General features: G+C 52.7%; 21 protein-coding genes and 1 tRNA gene. 8 read left to right on the forward strand and 14 right to left on the reverse strand.

What is annotated here, in order from left to right:
* Window positions 1-97 precede the first annotated feature (97 nt).
* Window positions 98-1495 carry a murein transglycosylase D gene (gene mltD, locus FAZ14_RS17860; RefSeq protein ID WP_038925133.1) on the reverse strand — a complete coding sequence of 466 codons (1398 nt, stop codon included), beginning with the start codon at window positions 1493-1495 and terminating at the stop codon, window positions 98-100.
* A 70-nt stretch (window positions 1496-1565) separates the two neighbouring features.
* Window positions 1566-2321, reverse strand: a complete 756-nt coding sequence (gene gloB, locus FAZ14_RS17865) for a hydroxyacylglutathione hydrolase (RefSeq protein WP_153508967.1) — start codon at window positions 2319-2321, stop codon at window positions 1566-1568.
* 46 nt (window positions 2322-2367) lie between these two features.
* Between gloB and FAZ14_RS17870 the strand changes: the two genes are divergently transcribed.
* Window positions 2368-3087 carry a class I SAM-dependent methyltransferase gene (locus FAZ14_RS17870; RefSeq protein WP_016942106.1) on the forward strand — a complete coding sequence of 240 codons (720 nt, stop codon included), beginning with the start codon at window positions 2368-2370 and terminating at the stop codon, window positions 3085-3087.
* 28 nt (window positions 3088-3115) lie between these two features.
* Here the strand turns inward: FAZ14_RS17870 and rnhA are convergent, their stop codons facing one another.
* Window positions 3116-3682 carry a ribonuclease HI gene (gene rnhA / locus FAZ14_RS17875; RefSeq protein ID WP_194287082.1) on the reverse strand — a complete coding sequence of 189 codons (567 nt, stop codon included), beginning with the start codon at window positions 3680-3682 and terminating at the stop codon, window positions 3116-3118.
* Between rnhA and dnaQ the strand changes: the two genes are divergently transcribed.
* Both dnaQ and FAZ14_RS17885 read left to right on the forward strand, forming a co-directional pair.
* Window positions 3636-4370, forward strand: coding sequence for a DNA polymerase III subunit epsilon (gene dnaQ / locus FAZ14_RS17880; protein WP_016942104.1), 735 nt, complete (start codon window positions 3636-3638; stop codon window positions 4368-4370). The two genes, rnhA and dnaQ, sit on opposite strands and share 47 nt — an antisense overlap.
* 130 nt (window positions 4371-4500) lie before the next feature.
* Window positions 4501-4577, forward strand: a tRNA-Asp gene (locus FAZ14_RS17885).
* Between the two features lie 157 nt (window positions 4578-4734).
* On the opposite strand, the gene speD is transcribed toward FAZ14_RS17885, so the two are convergent.
* The 3 genes from speD to FAZ14_RS17900 form a co-directional block, all read right to left on the reverse strand.
* Entirely contained in the window at window positions 4735-5529 is a 795-nt protein-coding gene (speD, locus tag FAZ14_RS17890) for an adenosylmethionine decarboxylase (protein ID WP_016942103.1), read from the reverse strand.
* A 30-nt stretch (window positions 5530-5559) separates the two neighbouring features.
* Window positions 5560-6423, reverse strand: a complete 864-nt coding sequence (gene speE / locus FAZ14_RS17895; RefSeq protein ID WP_016942102.1) for a polyamine aminopropyltransferase — start codon at window positions 6421-6423, stop codon at window positions 5560-5562.
* Between the two features lie 108 nt (window positions 6424-6531).
* On the reverse strand, window positions 6532-6879 hold the full coding sequence (locus tag FAZ14_RS17900; protein WP_012885795.1) for a YacC family pilotin-like protein: 348 nt from the start codon (window positions 6877-6879) through the stop codon (window positions 6532-6534).
* A 232-nt stretch (window positions 6880-7111) separates the two neighbouring features.
* On the opposite strand from FAZ14_RS17900, the gene FAZ14_RS17905 reads away from it, so the two are divergent.
* Window positions 7112-8719: an ABC transporter permease gene (locus FAZ14_RS17905; RefSeq protein WP_153508969.1), complete on the forward strand. Its 1608-nt coding sequence runs from the start codon at window positions 7112-7114 to the stop codon at window positions 8717-8719.
* Window positions 8720-8726: 7 nt separating this feature from the next.
* Window positions 8727-9794, forward strand: a complete 1068-nt coding sequence (locus FAZ14_RS17910) for an ABC transporter ATP-binding protein (protein ID WP_016942100.1) — start codon at window positions 8727-8729, stop codon at window positions 9792-9794.
* A 108-nt stretch (window positions 9795-9902) separates the two neighbouring features.
* Here FAZ14_RS17910 and FAZ14_RS17915 read toward each other — a convergent pair whose 3' ends face one another.
* The gene (locus tag FAZ14_RS17915; protein ID WP_016942099.1) at window positions 9903-10256 is read right to left on the reverse strand and encodes a hypothetical protein; all 354 of its coding nucleotides are present in this window, start codon (window positions 10254-10256) and stop codon (window positions 9903-9905) included.
* A 153-nt stretch (window positions 10257-10409) separates the two neighbouring features.
* Entirely contained in the window at window positions 10410-10880 is a 471-nt protein-coding gene (locus FAZ14_RS17920; protein WP_016942098.1) for a GNAT family N-acetyltransferase, read from the reverse strand.
* 142 nt (window positions 10881-11022) lie between these two features.
* On the opposite strand from FAZ14_RS17920, the gene hpt reads away from it, so the two are divergent.
* Complete coding sequence (hpt, locus tag FAZ14_RS17925) at window positions 11023-11556, forward strand: hypoxanthine phosphoribosyltransferase (RefSeq protein ID WP_016942097.1); 534 nt, start codon at window positions 11023-11025, stop codon at window positions 11554-11556.
* A gap of 43 nt (window positions 11557-11599) precedes the next feature.
* On the opposite strand, the gene can is transcribed toward hpt, so the two are convergent.
* Window positions 11600-12241 (reverse strand): carbonate dehydratase, encoded by a 642-nt coding sequence (can, locus tag FAZ14_RS17930; protein WP_012885789.1) that lies wholly within the window; start codon window positions 12239-12241, stop codon window positions 11600-11602.
* A 127-nt stretch (window positions 12242-12368) separates the two neighbouring features.
* Here can and FAZ14_RS17935 point away from each other — a divergent pair, with 127 nt between their 5' ends.
* Together FAZ14_RS17935 and FAZ14_RS17940 are read left to right on the forward strand one after the other, a co-directional pair.
* Window positions 12369-13292, forward strand: coding sequence for an ABC transporter ATP-binding protein (locus FAZ14_RS17935; RefSeq protein ID WP_016942096.1), 924 nt, complete (start codon window positions 12369-12371; stop codon window positions 13290-13292).
* Window positions 13289-14059, forward strand: a complete 771-nt coding sequence (locus tag FAZ14_RS17940) for an ABC transporter permease (protein WP_016942095.1) — start codon at window positions 13289-13291, stop codon at window positions 14057-14059. Before FAZ14_RS17935 ends, FAZ14_RS17940 begins: the two co-directional genes overlap by 4 nt.
* Before the next feature lie 73 nt (window positions 14060-14132).
* Here FAZ14_RS17940 and panD read toward each other — a convergent pair whose 3' ends face one another.
* The 5 genes from panD to pcnB all read right to left on the reverse strand — a co-directional run bounded on the left by panD (window position 14133) and on the right by pcnB (window position 18261).
* The gene (gene panD / locus FAZ14_RS17945) at window positions 14133-14513 is read right to left on the reverse strand and encodes an aspartate 1-decarboxylase (protein WP_012768777.1); all 381 of its coding nucleotides are present in this window, start codon (window positions 14511-14513) and stop codon (window positions 14133-14135) included.
* Between the two features lie 25 nt (window positions 14514-14538).
* Entirely contained in the window at window positions 14539-15393 is an 855-nt protein-coding gene (gene panC, locus FAZ14_RS17950; RefSeq protein ID WP_023640514.1) for a pantoate--beta-alanine ligase, read from the reverse strand.
* 15 nt (window positions 15394-15408) lie between these two features.
* Complete coding sequence (gene panB / locus FAZ14_RS17955; RefSeq protein WP_016942093.1) at window positions 15409-16203, reverse strand: 3-methyl-2-oxobutanoate hydroxymethyltransferase; 795 nt, start codon at window positions 16201-16203, stop codon at window positions 15409-15411.
* 169 nt (window positions 16204-16372) lie between these two features.
* Window positions 16373-16861 (reverse strand): 2-amino-4-hydroxy-6-hydroxymethyldihydropteridine diphosphokinase, encoded by a 489-nt coding sequence (gene folK, locus FAZ14_RS17960; RefSeq protein ID WP_016942092.1) that lies wholly within the window; start codon window positions 16859-16861, stop codon window positions 16373-16375.
* The gene (gene pcnB, locus FAZ14_RS17965) at window positions 16858-18261 is read right to left on the reverse strand and encodes a polynucleotide adenylyltransferase PcnB (protein WP_071526209.1); all 1404 of its coding nucleotides are present in this window, start codon (window positions 18259-18261) and stop codon (window positions 16858-16860) included. Before pcnB ends, folK begins: the two co-directional genes overlap by 4 nt.
* Window positions 18262-18310: the final 49 nt, after the last annotated feature.

Genomic DNA, 18310 nt, shown 5'->3' on the forward strand with positions numbered 1-18310 from the left:
GTCCATGTGAAGACATGAACCCTTTTTACATCAGCCACCGGATCGGTCAACCGATCCTTAAACGATCGGCATTAGCCTAAGTGGCGGTTTTTTTGTATCAGGAGTCGGGTGACTGTCTTCTGGTGACATAAAGTGTCAGTCGATCGCCTGGCTGAAGGTTGGCATCTTTAATGACCGTATTCCAGCGCATGACATCAGCAATGTTAACGCCGTGGCGTTTGGCAATGCTTGCCAGCGAATCACCTTTACGAACCTGATAAATGATCGAGTTCGACTTATTGCTTGCTATTACACCTGCCGTCACGGGTGTGGTTGCCTTAGCAACCTGCAATGTCTGACCCACTTTCAGAGCACTACCCTTAAGGTGGTTCCAGTTTTGCAGGTCCTGCGTACGGACATTCATTCGTTTAGCGATACTCGATAACGTATCACCAGAACGAACTTTATATCCGGCAGAGCGAGTCGCCACAGTCGGCTGCACAGTTTTGGTCGGCTGGATTGCAGCAATATCACCATCAGCCAATGAGTCTTTCAACTGTCCTACATGGGACTTGGGCACCATAATGTAATGCGGACCGTTAGGTGCGGTAACATCACGTGTGTAGCCCGTGTTGTAGCTCTTAAGCTTAGTGACAGACAATCCCGCCAGCTCGGCAGCTTGTGTCAACTCCATCTGCTGGCCTAAATCAACGCGTGCCAATGCACGGTTTTCATTAGGCCTCGGCAGTTCAACTCCGTACTTTTTGCTGTGCTTGAGAATATCGCTCAGCGCCAACATTTTGGGCACATAGGTTGACGTTTCATATGGCAACGCCAGCGCCCAGTAATTTGTTGGGCGACCCTTCGCTTTATTCGCTTTCACCGCTTGCATGATTCGCCCTTCACCGGCGTTATAGGCGGCTACGGTCAATAACCAATCGCCGTCAAACATACGGTTCAGGCGCTGCATCATGTCCAGCGCAGCAGTCGTAGATGCAACAACATCACGACGTCCATCGTACCACTGGGTATGTTTCAACCCATAATTGCGCCCTGTGCCAGGAACAATTTGCCAAAGCCCTACGGCGTTGGATGATGATCTGGCGTTTGGGTCAAAAGCGCTCTCCACTATGGGTAGCAGTACCAGTTCCATCGGCATCTTACGTTCTTTAATCTGCCCGACTATCCAGTACATGTACGGCTCTGCCCGTAATGTTACATCGTGGAGATAGCTCTTATTTTTTAAGTAACGCTGTTTTTGCTCGCGGATCCGGGTATTTTCCGGAACCTCCATCTTCAGCTCGTCGCCAATGAAGTTCCACAGGTCTTGCTGCGCGATGCTTTCATCATCCAGCCATCGCGTACCGGTCTCTCGACCATCTGTGTACTTTCCTGCTTCACCTTGACCTGCCGAAGACAGACTCTGTGCATGCTGTCTGGGTTGAGAGGTGTCATTGGGTGGCACCTGGCAACCTGTCAACACGACTGAGGCGATGAATATCGCTTTAGTCTTCATATCTGTGTCAATAGTTGCTTAAAAGACAGGCAATGATACTTTGATTGGCAATTCAGTACAACAAAAACCGTCAGAATTGGTCTTTCAATGCACGTAAATGCGCAAAAATCTGCCAATCACCCTGAGTGTCCGTATTAATGGACAATTTTCTTTTTAAATCAATGTCATGGTAGCGTAAAAAAATATTTATTCTTCGTTCCCGGCCCAGCGTGGAGGGGAGGGATGATTCTCCTTTTTCACGTAATTGCCTGATTTTTACAAGGTAATCATAAATATCTACATCTTCTGGCCAAATCTGGTGGGCAAAGGCCAGATTGGACAATGTGTACTCATGCGCACAACATACTTGGGTTTCATCGGGTAAATCAGCCAACTTGATCAATGATTCGAACATTTGTTGTACTGTACCTTCAAAAATGCGACCGCACCCAGCAGAAAACAGCGTATCGCCACAGAACAGATATGGGTGGCTATAGTACGCGATATGTCCTGCGGTGTGTCCAGGCACGAAAAAAATAGAAAATTCCGAACCTGCGACGGTAATCTTGTCTCCCTCTTGTACTGTATGTGTCACACCACAACGTTTAGTTTCCTGTGGGCCGTAAATGTGTATATCGGGGTAATGAGTGGCCAGTTGCTGGACACCACCGGTATGGTCATTGTGATGATGGGTCAACAGAATCGCGGCGGGAGATAGCCCATACTGTTCCAGTGCATGAAGTACGGGGGCGGCATCTCCTGGGTCCACAATCACACAGTGTTTTTCATCATTAGCCAGCAGCCAAATGTAGTTATCTTTGAAAGCCGGTACACTGATAAGATTCATGCTGCATCCTCGTTGTTGATGGTTAGCTTGTGGACGATTCTAAAACATGAAGCCAGCACAAACATCCCAGAAAATCGTGGCGCCTGATAGTTGGGAAGCTATTCCCTGGGGAGAAAACTATCTTCATACCCTGAATACTGCGCTGGCCCCTTGGTGGAGCCGGATATTCGGATTTCATCTGCTAAAAATTGGCGGATTGAGCATCGCGATTGATAGCCAGACGTGCACTATCCCACATCAGGTGAATGTCAGTCGCGATCAGCAGGCGCATGTTATGGCTGATCCCTATCAACTTCCATTTATAGAGAAATCAGTTGATGCCTGTCTACTAACCCATGTCCTGGCGTACTCTGCCGATCCTCACCGTATCGTGCGGGAGGTAGACCGGATTTTGATTAATGATGGATGGGTCATCATCAGTGGTTTCAACCCGGTTAGTCTGGTGGGGATGGGGCGTCTGGTACCAGGAATGCGCCGACGGCAACCCTATTGTAGCCGTATGTTTAGCCAAATGCGGATGATGGATTGGTTGAGCCTGCTGAACTACGAAATTGTGCATCATAATAGTTTGCAGGTACTACCGTGGCGTGAGCCAGGGCAGGGCAAATGGAACAATACGCTACCACTACTGGGGTGCCTGAATCTGATCGTTGCACGCAAACGTACCATCCCACTGACCATGACGCCGAGCAAAAGCTTGTTAAGAAAATCACCAATGCATCGCCCGGTAGGGGCGACGAAAAGCTACCGGTATCGGCATGATTAATCACCTGACAGGCGAGTGATAGTGCAGATTATTCAGGCTGATAGCCAATGTCATCAAGGGTTGGTGCATTAGCCGCCTGGCGTGCCAACTCATCGCAGCGTTCGTTTTCTGGATGACCGGCATGCCCTTTGACCCACAACCAGCGCAGAGTATGGCGCTGAATTGCAACATCTAACCGCTGCCACAGGTCGATGTTCTTTACTGGTTTTTTCTCAGCGGTCTTCCAGCCGCGTTTTTTCCAGTTGTGGATCCAACTGGTAATCCCCTGGCGGACATATTGGCTATCAGTACTGAGTGTAACATCACAAGGCGAGGTCAGGCTTTCTAGTGCGACGATCGCCGCCATCAGTTCCATCCGGTTGTTAGTGGTTAGCCGGTAGCCTGCACTCAGTGTTTTTTCGTGCTGCTTGTAGCGCAAAAGCACCCCGTAGCCACCCGGGCCAGGATTGCCGAGACAGGAGCCGTCGGTGAAAATCTCAACCTGTTTTAGCATCTCTGGTAGACTCTTATTCATGGTCAAAAGCATAAGTCTGACATAAACGAAACCGATGAGCACTGCAATTACACGACAAATCGTTCTTGATACGGAAACCACCGGTATGAATAAGCTGGGGGTTCACTATGAAGGGCACAAGATTATTGAGATTGGTGCGGTTGAGGTGGTGAATCGTCGCCTGACCGGGCGTCATTTCCATGTTTATCTTAGGCCGGACCGTCTGGTAGACCCGGAAGCCTATAATGTTCATGGCATTAGCGATGAGTTTCTGGCTGATAAGCCGACTTATGCTGAGGTTGCCGATGATTTTCTCGATTTTATCCGCGGTGCGGAGCTGGTGATCCATAACGCGTCGTTTGATATCGGTTTTATGGACTATGAGTTCCGGTTGCTGGGACGAGACATCCCCAAAACGGAAACCTTCTGTACTATCACCGACAGCCTGCTGATGGCCCGCCGGTTATTCCCCGGCAAGCGTAATAACCTGGATGCATTGTGCGACCGTTACCAGATAGATAACAGCAAGCGTACGCTGCACGGCGCGTTACTGGATGCCGAGATTCTGGCTGAAGTCTATCTGTCGATGACCGGCGGGCAAACGTCACTGGCTTTTTCGATGGAAGGGGAGAACCAGCAGCAGACAGTGCAAGCCGAAACCATACAGCGTATTTCACGCCCGGCATCGGCGTTAGCGGTGTTGTACGCCAGTGATGACGAGTTAGTGGCGCATGAACAACGGCTGGATTTAATTATGAAGAAAGGCGGCAGTTGCCTGTGGCGCAACTGAGGTAGGATGCCTTGATCACAAAGGCATCACTGCGCTGAAAATGTAAGCAAACAGAAGCAGTTAGTGATAAAAAGCGTTGACGCAACCGGTGTCGGACCGTAGTATTCACCTCGCTCACTGAGCACAGCGCGGTGCGGTAGTTCAGTCGGTTAGAATACCGGCCTGTCACGCCGGGGGTCGCGGGTTCGAGTCCCGTCCGCACCGCCAATCATTCCGAAGCCCTGAATCATCTGGTTCAGGGCTTTTTCGTTTCTAAAGCAGGAATACAATGCTTTGCCTTTGCGCGGTGACGCGTATTTATCTTGTCAGGAATAACGGGCGAAGATTTGCCAGAACCTGAGGGCATATGCCCTCAGGTGGATGATCATACGGTTGCGATGTTTCTGCCGTAATAGATTTCCTGCATCTCACGATACAGCAAGTCCGTGATACGTTTACGCTCTTCGGCGCTCAGCTCTTGAGGGCTGACGTTAAACAGGTAGTGCTTCAGGTCGAAATCCTTCAGCAGCATTTTGGTGTGAAAAATATTTTCCTGGTAAACATTAACATCCATCAGATGATAGAGCGATTTCATGTCGTCAGACATGAAGTTCTGGATTGAGTTGATCTTATGGTCGATAAAATGCTTAACGCCATTGATGTCGCGGGTAAAACCACGAACACGGTAGTCAATGGTTACGATATCCGATTCCAGTTGATGGATCAGATAGTTCAGTGCCTTCAGCGGTGAAATGACACCACAGGTCGATACTTCTATATCCGCGCGGAACGTGCACAGGCCGCCACCAGGATGGCTTTCCGGATAGGTGTGCACACAGATGTGGCTTTTATCAAGGTGTGCGACGACGGAATTCGGCAAGGGGCCGGGATGTTCGGAGGTATCCACATCGCGTGGATCCATCGGCTCTTCGCTGACCAAAATGGTCACACTAGCGCCTTGCGGTTCATAATCCTGGCGAGCAATGTTCAGAATATTGGCGCCAATGATGGAACAGGTTTCACTCAGGATTTCTGTCAGACGGTTTGCGTTGTACTGCTCGTCAATATACGCGATGTAGCCATCGCGATCGGCGGGCGTTTTCGCATAACAGATATCGTAGATACAAAAACTCAGGCTCTTGGTCAGATTGTTAAAGCCATGTAGTTTCAGCTTTTGCAATTTAATTCACCCCCTTATGGATGCCAGTGATCAGCGTGCCGCTGACAGGGCATTCAGTAAATATTGTGGCAGAGCAAAGCTGCCGATATGGATGGCTGGGTTGTAATAGCGGCATACGATTTCCGCTGCGTCAAACCGTCGTTGCAGGCTCTGTTGGTCGATAGCACGCAACGCCGGGTTATTACTGGCCCAGGCAAAAGTCATGATCCCGCCATAATATGTGGGAATGGCTGTTTGATAAAAACTGACATCACTGAAATAGTGGCTCAGTTTCTGATGGCTGTTAACAGCCTCATCCTGCTGCAGGAAACAGACGCCGTTCTGTGCCACGAAGATCCCGCCGTCGTTCAGGCAACGCGCGCACCCCTGATAAAAATCCGAGGTAAACAGGCTTTCACCCGGGCCGATGGGGTCGGTACAGTCGGAAATGATGATATCGAACTTTTCCTGACAGGCATTGACGAAGTTAACACCGTCGTCAATCACCAGACGAAAACGTGGGTCATCGTAAGCGCCAGCGCTGTGATTGGGCAGATACTGGCGGCAGAACGACACGACACCCGCGTCGATTTCGACCATCGTTATCTGCTCGATGTTACGGTGACGACAGACTTCGCGCAGCATTCCGCCATCGCCGCCGCCGATGATTAACACGCGTCTGGCGTTGCCATGGGCGAGCAGCGGAACGTGGGTCATCATTTCGTGGTAGATGAACTCGTCGCGTTCGGTGGTCTGTACAACCCCATCTAATGCCATCACCCGGCCTAGCGCCGCGTTTTCGAAGATGATCAGATCCTGATGGTCAGTTTTTTCATGATAGAGCACCTGGTCTATTGAAAAGTACTGACCGAAGTTGGCATGCAGGGTCTCATACCAAATTTCTTTCTGGGACATGTTAGGGCTTCCTCCGCGATAACAGCCATGAAAATTGGCGCGCTATGATAGCTAACTCTCATGGTGCTTGCACGGTCAAATTTCACGCAATGCGGAGGATTTTAAGCTTTACTGTGTAGTGGCGAGTAAACTGAGTGAGTTCCGGGCCAAAGACTGACACTTTTTCGGTGTGGGAATGGCGATACCACTGAGATCACGGTAGCTGGCTTCGCCAAGCGCAATCATGTCGAACTGGTTGTAATTGCTGAGATCCCAGCGGTTTTGTTGGGCAAAAATAACCAGCGCCCGGCGGATCTGATCGTTGGGAAGGTCTTTATAGCCACAGTTGTTTTTCAGATAAACGAAAATGGCGGTCAGATCGGCGAGGTCTTCTGCCTCGAAATCATTCAATGCCTTACTGGCGGAGGAGAAGCCCAACAATGAGAGCAGGAGCAGCACCAGCGCGGAGTGTTTCATAATTTAACCTGTTTCATCTTTCATTAGATGACGTTATCACAGTTACCGGCCCTGATTTCAAGTTTTATTCAGATCAGTGTGATATCCGGTGATCAGCTGTTGGGCGGGGTCAAACGAGGTGCTGTTTGTTCAATGGGATAATTACCGGCCATTTATCGGCGATTGATACCATGACGCCAGCGCCCGGCTTTGATATTAATAGTGCAGTTTAAATTTATTTTACCGATTTCTCATGACTTCAGGTATCTGGCGCATTAGTAGTGTGCTGCTGGCGGTGATCCTTCTGTTCCCGCTAGTGACTATCGTCGGCATGGCCTTTTTCGCCCCCGGTAACGCGGTATGGGCGTTATGGCAAGCGCTGCCCGTTTATGGAATGAACTCGCTGATGCTGGTGATCGGTTGCGTGCTATTCAGCTTGCTGTTTGCGCTGCCTTTGGCCTGGTTGATGTCACATTATCGTTTTGCCGGTCAGGTATGGCTACATCGGGCATTGTTGCTACCGTTGGCGGTGCCTGGGTACCTGCTGGCGGCTGTATATGGCGACTTGTTTGGGTACGAAGGGCCGGTTAAACAGACGCTCTACGCTCTATCATTTACTTCTGCTCGCGTACCCCATACATTCTGGCATCAAGTCTGGATGGTGGGCTGTGCCAGCCTCTGTCTGGCGTTAGTGTTGTTTCCCTATATCTACCTGTTGGTGCGTACTGCGTTAATGTCACAGTCTGTCAACCTGCGGCAGGCTGCCTTATTGATGAATCATAACCGCGCTCAGGTTTTCTGGCGTGTGGTGTTTCCTATGGCGCGCCCGGCGATTGCTCTTGGCATGGTACTGATGGCTTCTGAGGCGCTCGGTGATTACGGCATCTCCGCCTATTTCTCATTACGGACGGTGACGACGGCGGGTCTGGATTTGTGGCGTGACAAAGCGCAGCACGGGACGGCCGCGTTATTGATGTCGTTATTGCTGCCGTTGGTATTCCTGATATGGTTTCAGGCGCGCCGCAGTCGTGCACGTCAATTGCGTTATCAACAATTGGGTAGCGTTTGCCCTAAAGATCTGCCGGTTTTGCGTGGGTGGGCGCGTTTTCTGACGGTACTGCTCGGCTGTGGGCTGGTGGTGATTGCGTTTGTCGTACCCGTTGGTCGCCTGGTGTGCTGGGCCGTGCTGTCTGAAGCACCGATCTGGAGCCTGCCATTCTTGCTGGCATTTACCAGCAGTGTGATGGCGGCTGCCTGCGCAACACTGCTGGTGATTGGACTGGCCGTCGTGTGTACGTTTGATTTCAAGGCAACGGGCAACCCGGCTTACCGTAACCCACTGCGCTGGGTCAATATTAACCGCTTGTTACCCTCGACGGCGCTAGGTATGGGGCTATTGGTGCCGTTCCTCGGACTGGATGCCTGGAACGCCTCGCCCGGTGGCGTGGTGGATGACCCCTGGGCGGGGTCGGTACTGGTGCTTATTCTGGCGTACTGCATGCGCTTTAGCGGTTTATTGATCGATCGGCTGCAAATTCGGATCTCCCGTTTACCGGGCGCGATGAATCATGTCAGTCAGTCGCTGGGATATACACCTGTACAGCAAGTGCTGTGGGTCTATTTGCCGCAGTTACGCCATTGCCTGGTGGTTGGCGTGTTGTTGGTGTTTACCGAAAGCCTGCGTGAGTTGAATGCATCGCTGCTGTTGCAGCCGTTTGAGGTGGAAACCATGGCGACTTATGTGTTTCGTTTCATCATGGATGAACGGCTGCCGTTGGTCGCTACACCTGCGTTGATGCTGGTCGGTGTGGGGATGATCCCGCTATTTGGGATCACCCGATTGATGCGAATGGAAGGATAGGAACGTTATGACGACTCCGGAGATTCTGACGATAACCTCGCTCAGTTGCGGCTACCCATCGGTTTCTGTATTAGAGAATGTGGGTTTTTCGGTACATGAGGGAGAGATGGTGTGCCTGCTGGGAGCCAGTGGCGATGGTAAAACCACGCTGCTGAAATCGATAGCGGGTCTGTTGCCGCCGGAAAAAGGCCGAATAGCTATTGCCGGTCAGAAGGTCGTTCCTCCTCAAACCCAACGTGGTGAAGCCTCACCAGGCGTAGTCGGGATGGTGTTTCAGGACGATGTGTTGTTTCCTCATCTGACGGTGATGGAAAACATTACTTTTGGGCTACGTGGTAAGTCATCCGAAGAAATCAGTACGCTGGCGATGGATGTGGTAGGGGTGATGCAACTGGAAACGTTCACCCGTTGCTACCCGCATGAACTTTCTCGCGAGCAGTATCAGCGTGCCGCCATTGCCCGGGCGCTGGCGTGTCAGCCTAAACTGTTGTTGCTGGATGAACCTTTTTCCTCCATAGATAGTCAGCTTCGCTACCAATTGATCAGCGAATTACGCCAAATCCTGCGGCAGCGGCAGATAGCCACGCTATTTGCCTCCTCTGACAGGGAGGATGCGTTTGCGTTTGCCGACCATCTGATTCTGATCCGTGACGGTGGTATTGTGCAGCAGGGATTTTCCGCCGATCTCTACTACCGGCCGGTTAACCGCTATGTGGCAAGTTTTATGGGGAACACCAACTACCTGCCAGTGAAGATCAGTGGTGACAGGCAATGGCAGAGTTTTCTCGGTGAGCATCAGGCAACACGGGCGTTGAAATTGCCGCATGGCGCGCAATATGACTGGTTGGTTCGTCCGCAAGAAATCGCACTGGCCCTTGATGAGGATGGGCCGGGGGTGATCGAGGACCGGTTATTCATGGGAAACAGCAATTTTTACCGTATTCGGGTTAATGAACTGGCGCTCCAGGTGCAAAGTGGTAACTGGTTTGAGCCAGGGCAACCGGTTCGACTCAGTATTCGCATTGATCAGCCGGTTCTGTTCCCGCCGCAATCTGCGGTAAGTGCTCAGGAATAGCGGGCCTGAGGCCCGCGTTGCCGTTAGGGGACCGGTACGTGGTTTATCACCACTCACTACGGTAACAACCGCCATGCGGCCCCCTCTCTGTGCTCTTCCTGTGCCGGGTCATTTGGCGGGTGCGGGTGCAACCTGTGCCGGATTCGGCTCTGGTGGCAGCTCTCTTACACTGATGCTGACTTCATACGTTTTACCATTACCTTGGGGCACGTTAGCGACCAGCTTGTTAGCGGCTAACACCGGGTCGGTCGCCTGTAATGACGCCTGATACAGTGCATGAACGGGTGGACGTAACGCAGGTGATGGGGGCGGGAACCCGGGTGGCGGTGGCAGCATTTCCTGTCTGTCCGGTAACCGTGGATCCACATTTTCTGGATGCGCAGACGCTACAGACAAGCTCGAAAGCAGTGAAATACCGGCAATCCACGCTGCGGTACGGCAGGTTTTCGTGAGTACTGTCATGTTACACCTCGTTTTGGTTGGACGACGTCCATCAGAAACCTTTCACCGATACCGTGCAATGCGCTTTACTCTGTTTTATGCCGTGATAACGTAATCTTCACATTCTTATACATGCACTGATATTCTCACTGCCATCATCGAGCCTGCCGGGCTTTACGGCTTCAGTGCCAGAAAGTCCTGCGCCAGAATATGCCAGGCACTGGGGTGTGCCTCAAAGCCGATTTTGGGGTAATAATCCACGGCCTGCGGTGCGGCAATCAGAATCAGGCGACACAGTGGCTTGAGTTGCCGGACCGTGTGCTCGATAAGCTGGCGGCCAATGCCGCCGTGCTGGCAGGCTTCATCCACCGCCAGATCCGACATATAGCAACAATAGTGATAATCCGTCACGCTGCGGGCGACACCCACCAGTTCGTCACCACGCCATGCTGTCACCAGCAGGTCGGCTTGTGTCAGCATGCCCGCGAGGGTCTCGCGCTGCTCCAGCGGACGTCTGGGTCCTAAGGAGGTTCGGTTAAGCAGATGGATAAATTGATCGACAGTGATGGGGTCATTCACTTTGTAAGTGATGAGGCTTGGTGTGGTGATAGTGTTGTCAGACGCTGAAGACGATAACGATGTCATGTTCTCTCCTTGAGTGGGGTAAAGCCGGCTTTCTGTTATACTGCGCGCCGTGATGAATGGCGGCACAGCCTGGCTGCGTGTCTGCCCTGGAGTATGGCCACGGTGGCCGATACTGGATATCTTTTTTTGGTGAGTAGTCAGTATGATGAAACATACGGTGGAAGTCATGATCTCCGAGCTTGAGGTCAAGACGCGGGTGGCTGAGCTTGGACGCCAGATTAGTGAACATTACCGTGATAGCACCAGTGACATGGTGTTGGTGGGGTTACTGCGTGGATCCTTTGTGTTTATGGCCGACCTGTGCCGCGCCATCGACCATTCTCACGAAGTGGATTTCATGACTGCCTCCAGTTATGGCAGTGGCATGAGCTCGACCCGCGATGTGAAAATCCTCAAGGATCTGGATGAGGACATCCGTGGCAAAGATGTGCTGATCGTCGAAGACATTATTGATTCGGGTAATACACTCAGTAAAGTGCGGGAAATTTTGCAGTTACGCGCCCCCAAATCGCTGGCGATCTGCACGCTGCTGGATAAGCCGTCGCGTCGCGAAGTTCCGGTAGCGGTAGAGTGGGTTGGTTTTTCCATTCCGGACGAGTTTGTGGTGGGATACGGTATTGATTATGCGCAACACTACCGTCATCTGCCGTTTATCGGTAAGGTGATTCCGCAGTAAAGCGTGCAATCGCGCCCATACCGCATGGGCGCGATGCGCATGATTACAGCAGCGACGAGACCGCCCGACGATAACGTTGTTCCAACGTCTCGCGGCTGGTGGCGGTGACTTCCAGGTCGCGTAAACGCCCATCCTGAATCCCATAAACCCAGCCGTGAATTGTCACTTTCTGGCCGCGTTTCCAGGCCGACTGCATGATGGTCGAGTGACCCAGGTTGTACACTTGTTCTACTACATTGATTTCACAAAGTTTGTCAAATCGCTGTTCCGGTGGCAATTCTCCCAGTAATGAGCTGTGCTTATACCACAGGTCTCGAACGTGGAGCAGCCAGTTGTTGATCAACCCGAGTTCCGGGTTTTCAACTGCGGCCTGTACACCACCGCAGCCATAGTGACCACAAATAATGATGTGTTCCACTTCCAGAACCTCAACCGCGTACTGAACGACAGACAGACAGTTAAGATCGGTATGGATAACCAGGTTGGCCACGTTACGGTGCACAAACAGTTCACCCGGTTCCAGACTGGTCAGGCTTTCTGCGGGAACCCGGCTGTCCGAACAGCCGATCCACAGAAAACGGGGACGTTGGGATAGTGCCAACCGCTCAAAATAATCGGGGTCTTCTTTCACGATCGTTTCAGACCATTGCTGGTTATTGGCGATAAGCGTTTCTATTGTTTTCATGAAAGTAAATGACCTGTAACGACAAAAGGGCGGTGCAAGGTAATATAGAGCAATCATAGGGGTTTTGAAATCGAAAACTGGGTCCGATCAAGGCCCGCTTAACTGATAAGAAGGCATGCATTCAGCTATGACATATGCACTTGAATTGTCGAATCTGACTAAGACATACCCTGGTGGCGTTCAGGCGCTGCGAGGTATCGATCTGCGTGTGGAAGCCGGGGATTTCTACGCCTTGCTGGGCCCGAATGGTGCAGGCAAGTCCACGACTATTGGCATCATTAGCTCTTTGGTCAATAAAACCGGTGGCAGGGTGCAGGTATTCGGCCACGACCTGGACCGGGATGTCGTGAATGCCAAACGGCAATTGGGGTTGGTACCGCAGGAGTTCAACTTCAATCCGTTTGAGACCGTGATGCAAATCGTGGTGAATCAGGCTGGTTACTACGGCGTACCGCGGCATGAAGCGGTGCAACGCGCTGAGAAGTACCTCAACCAACTTGATTTATGGGGTAAGCGTAGCGAACGGGCACGTATGCTGTCCGGGGGGATGAAACGTCGTTTGATGATCGCCCGTGCGTTGATGCATGAGCCCAAACTGCTGATTCTGGATGAACCGACCGCTGGGGTGGACATTGAATTGCGCCGTTCAATGTGGGGGTTTCTCAAAGAGCTAAACGGGCAGGGGACGACTATCATCCTGACCACCCATTATCTGGAAGAGGCGGAAATGTTGTGCCGGAATATCGGCATTATCCAGTCTGGGCAATTGGTGGAAAACACCTCGATGAAGGCGTTGCTGGCTAAGTTGCAATCAGAAACCTTCATTTTCGATTTGGCGGCGAAAAGTGCGTTGCCACGGCTGGAGGGGTATCAACACCGTCTGGTGGACACCTCGACGCTGGAAGTGGATGTCAGAAGAGAGCAGGGGCTGAACGGCATTTTCAGCCAGCTTAGCGCCCAGGGGGTTCAGGTACTTAGCATGCGTAACAAGGCCAATCGCCTGGAAGAACTGTTTGTCGCTCTGCTCAATAACAACGGAGATAAAGCATGATGGGGCTATATTGGGTGGCGTTGCAGAGTATCTGGGTCAAAGAGATCAACCGCTTCGCGAGGATCTGGATCCAGACGCTGGTGCCGCCGGTGATCACCATGTCGTTGTATTTTATTATATTCGGTAATCTGATCGGTAACCGCATCGGCGAAATGAACGGTTTTAGCTATATGCAGTTCATTGTGCCGGGGTTGATCATGATGTCGGTGATTACCAATGCGTATGCCAATGTCGCTTCGTCATTTTTCAGCGCCAAATTCCAACGCAATATCGAAGAGCTGCTGGTCGCGCCGGTACCGACGCATATTATTATCGCCGGTTATGTGGGGGGCGGTATGGCGCGCGGTATCTGCGTCGGTGTGCTGGTGACGGCGGTATCGCTCTTCTTTGTGCCGTTACAGGTTCATGCCTGGTGGATGGTGGTGGTGACCTTGCTGCTGACCGCGATGTTATTTTCGCTGGCGGGGCTGATCAACGCCGTGTTTGCCAAAACGTTTGACGACATCAGCCTGATCCCTACCTTCGTGCTGACACCGCTTACCTATCTGGGGGGCGTGTTCTATTCGTTGTCATTGCTGTCGCCATTCTGGCAGGCGGTGTCCAAACTAAACCCGATCGTATACATGATAAGCGGCTTTCGCTTTGGGTTCCTGGGTATTCATGACGTGCCGTTGCCGCTGACGTTGGTAGTACTGCTGGCCTTCATCGTGGTGTTCTATGGCGTGAGCTGGTGGCTGATTGAGCGTGGGCGCGGGCTGCGCAGTTAAGACTCGTGTCTGTTGGTTAAAGTGAAGCGAGGCGGTGTTTCTGCCTCGCTTTTTTTTATCCGCGCTGATGCGCTCAGGCTATCTGTACGGGGATGGCTTTAGCGGTACGCTGCAGTTCGTTATTATCACCAAAATAGGCGACTTTAGGATGATGGGTACGGGCCTGTTCATCCGGCATCTGCACGTAGGAGCAGATAATCAGCTTATCGCCGACGCAGGCGCAGCGTGCCGCCGCGCCATTGACGGAAATGATGCGGGAGCCGCGCTCTGCGGCGATCGCGTAGGTGGAAAAGCGGTGGCCGTTATCCACGTTGTAGATGTCGATCGCTTCGTATTCAAGAATACCGGCGGCATCCATAAAATCCTGATCGATGGCGCAGGACCCTTCATAATGTAAATCTGCCTGGGTTACTTTTACCCGGTGCAGCTTACCTTGCAGCATGGTTCGAATCATCGGTCTGTCACTCTGGTTGGAAAAATCAGGTGGTCAAATCCACCTGTTGGTTATCAATCAGGCGCGCCTTACCCAGCCAGGCAGCCATCAGCACCACGGCAGAAGTACTGTCGATGGTGAGCGGTTGCAGCGTCACTGCGTCGCGGATAAATAGCTCGTCCGGCGTGAATCCGGCATCGCGCAGCGCTTCTGATGCTCTGGCGAGCATATCATCAATTTGTCGGTCGCCGTTGGATAATTGCGCCGTCACCTCGTTCATGATGCGATAGAGTTGCGGTGCTTGCTGGCGCTCTTCGGCGGTCAGGTAGCCATTGCGTGAACTGAGCGCCAGGCCGTCTTTCGCCCGCACAATAGGGACGCCGACGATGCTGATATCGTAATCCATATCAGCCACCATCTGACGAATCAGAGCCAGTTGCTGGTAGTCTTTTTCGCCAAAGCAGGCGACGTCCGGCTGCACCAGATTAAACAGCTTGCTGACAACGGTGGCGACGCCACGAAAATGACCTGGCCGACTCGCACCTTCGAGCATCTGGGAGAGCCCCGGTACTTCGACAAACGTCTGTTGCTGCAAACCGTTAGGGTAGAGGGTCTCGGGCGCTGGGGAAAAGACCAGGTCAACCCCACGACGAGTCAGTTTTTCGCAGTCTTCCTGCAGGGTTCGTGGGTAGCGAGCCAGGTCATCCGCCCGGTCGAACTGCAATGGGTTAACAAAAATGCTGACCACAACGATATCAGCCCGGGCGCGGGCCTCATCCACCAGAGTCAGGTGGCCGTCATGCAGGTTACCCATGGTTGGTACCAGCGCGATGCGTTTCCCATCCTGACGCCAGCGGCGGAGTTCACGGCGCAGCAGCACCGGCGTTTCAATAATCAACACACGCTTACTCCTGTGTTAAATAAAACTGTATTTCTCATCAGGAAAGGTTCCCTGTTCGACTTCCTGCACGTACAGACGAATAGCCGCACGGATATCCGCCGCTTCCGCCATAAAGTTGCGGGCGAATTTCGGCGTATGCCCGCCGGTTACGCCAAGCGCGTCGTGCATGACCAGAATCTGGCCATCGGTGACATTGCCTGCACCGATGCCGATAACCGGGATACTCAGCGCCTCGGTGACGCGCTGCGCCAGCGAAACTGGTACACACTCCAGCACCAGCAACTGAGCACCTGCTTGTTCCAGCGCCAGAGCATCTTCCAGCAGTTGGCTGGCAGCCGCTTCATCACGGCCCTGAACTTTATAACCACCAAAGATATTGACTGACTGTGGTGTCAGCCCCAGATGTCCACACACCGGGACGGCTCGTTCAGTCAACATACGCACGGTGGGGGCCAGCCAACTGCCGCCCTCGATTTTGACCATATTGGCACCGGCACGCATCAGTTCTGCGGCGTTCTGACAGGCGAGCTCTGGCGTGGTGGCACCCATAAAGGGCAGGTCGGATAACAGCAGACAATGTGGCGCGCCGCGTCGGACGCAACGGGTGTGGTACACCATGTCATCAAGGGTAACGGGCAGGGTTGAATCGTGGCCCTGTACGGTCATACCGAGAGAATCTCCCACCAGCATGACGTGGATCCCCTGTTCATAAAACAGTTGGGCAAAGCTGGCGTCGTAAGCCGTCAGGGTGGCGAACTTTTTCTGTTCCTGCTTCCACTGGCGCAGGTGGGAAATCGTCGTCGCTTTCATGGCAACCTTCCTGAGTTAACTCAATGGCAATTCAAGGGGAAATCATTCTAATGGAAGGCAGGCATCAGGAACAGCAGTCTGTTTCTATTTGTAAAACAGACGATTGGCATCCAGCCGATGCCGGACGCGCATCAAGATTGATTCTGGTGAGGGGGCGAAACGGTGAGTTTTAGTGCTCGTCCCACAGGCTTAAGCCATTACGGGGGACGTGTTGCAAACGGGTTGCCAGGGCTTCGCCGTCGGGAAACACCAGCTCTGGCGCCAGTTCTGCTAGCGGGTAGAGCATGAATTCGCGGTTTTTCATGTCATAGTGCGGCACGGTGAGCCGCTCGGTATGCAGCGTCAGGTCACCAAACAACAGGATATCCAGATCGAGGGTGCGCGGGCCCCAGCGATTTTCTTTGCGCACCCGACCTTGCTCCAGCTCAATGCGCTGGGTGTTGTCCAACAGTGCTTCTGGCGATAATCCGGTCTGTAATTCGGCGACGGCGTTGAGGTAGTCGGGCTGATCCTGCGGGCCGAGCGGGCGGCTGCGATAAAATGACGAGCAACGCACCAACCGGGTTTGCGTGATGGCGTCCAGCGCGCGCAGCGCTGCGCGTACCTGCTGCAATGGTTCGGACAGGTTGCTTCCCAACGCCAGATACACGCAGGTCATCGGTTATTATCCCGGTGGATTGGGCGTTTACGCGGACGACGAGAACGGCGATGCGGTGTTGGGCCGTCATCAAGTGTATTGAGCATCACTTGCTGGCGCGGCGGTGCCGCTACCTGAAACTCGCCCCACCACTGTGCCAGACGTTGTAATTCCTGATGGTTTTCAATTTCTGCACGCAGACACAGCAAGTCATAGGCTGCCCGGAATTTCGGATGCTCCATCAGTTTAAACGCGCGTTTGCCTTGACGGCGCGACAGGCGCAATTGCAATTGCCAGATATCGCGGACAAGCGAGGTAATCCGTTTAGGAATAGCGAGTGAGCGGCACTGTTCGTCGAGAACGTCGTTCATGGCTAACGCAAAGGCTTCGAAGTAAGCGAGTCCGCTTTCCTGCGTCAGCTTCTGGGCATGCTCCACCAGCGGATACCACAACATGGCGGAGAACAGAAATGCCGGGTTAACCCGCATATCGTTCTGGATGCGCTGATCGGTATTCTTCAAGACCTGTACGATCATCCGTTCCATTGTGCTTTCACCATTCGCGGTAAAATAACGGCTGATGAGCGGGAACAGGGGCTGGAACAGCTGGTATTCGCACAGTAACTGGTAGGTGGGGTGACCGTGACCCGCCTGCAATAGCTTCAGTGATTCTTCAAATAACCGCGCAGGTGGGATGTCGTGCAGCAACGAGGCCAGACGAGGAATCGGCTCGGCGGTTTCAGAACTGATGCGCATACCGAGTTTGGCGGCAAAGCGTACCGCACGGAGCATACGCACCGGGTCTTCACGGTAGCGGGTTTCCGGATCGCCAATCAGGCGAATCAGCCCCTGACGCAGATCGTTCAGGCCGTTGGTGTAATCCCGCACGGTGAAGTCAGCAATGCTGTAATAGAGGCTGTTGATGGTGAAGTCGCGCCGTTGGGCGTCTTCTTCAATGGTGCCGAAAATGTTGTCACGCAGCAGCATACCGTTGTGGCCTTGCTGGGCGGCATTCTTGGTTTCCTGCTCCTGATGCTGCTCATGGTGACCGCGGAATGTGGCGACCTCGATCACCTCCGGGCCAAACATCACATGCGCCAGACGGAAACGTCGGCCCACCAGCCGGCAATTACGGAACAATTTGCGAACCTGCTCCGGAGTGGCGTTGGTGGTAATATCGAAGTCTTTGGGCTTTTTGCCCAACAGCAGGTCGCGGACACCGCCGCCTACCAGATAAGCCTCATAGCCCGCTTTGCTCAGGCGATACAGTACTTTCAGCGCATTCTCACTAATGTCACTGCGTGAAATGGCATGCTGGTCGCGAGGAATGACGGTCATTGCCTGTGGCGGATTGTCCACACTGACGGGCTCATTCTCACGATTCAGTACCTTGCGGCAAAAATTAGCTACCCGGGTAAAGATAATACACCTCGATAATCATTGAAAATTTAGCGGTACAACAAAAAATAGC

This window comes from Dickeya oryzae (assembly GCF_009372235.1).
Classification (GTDB): Bacteria; Pseudomonadota; Gammaproteobacteria; order Enterobacterales; family Enterobacteriaceae; genus Dickeya; species Dickeya oryzae.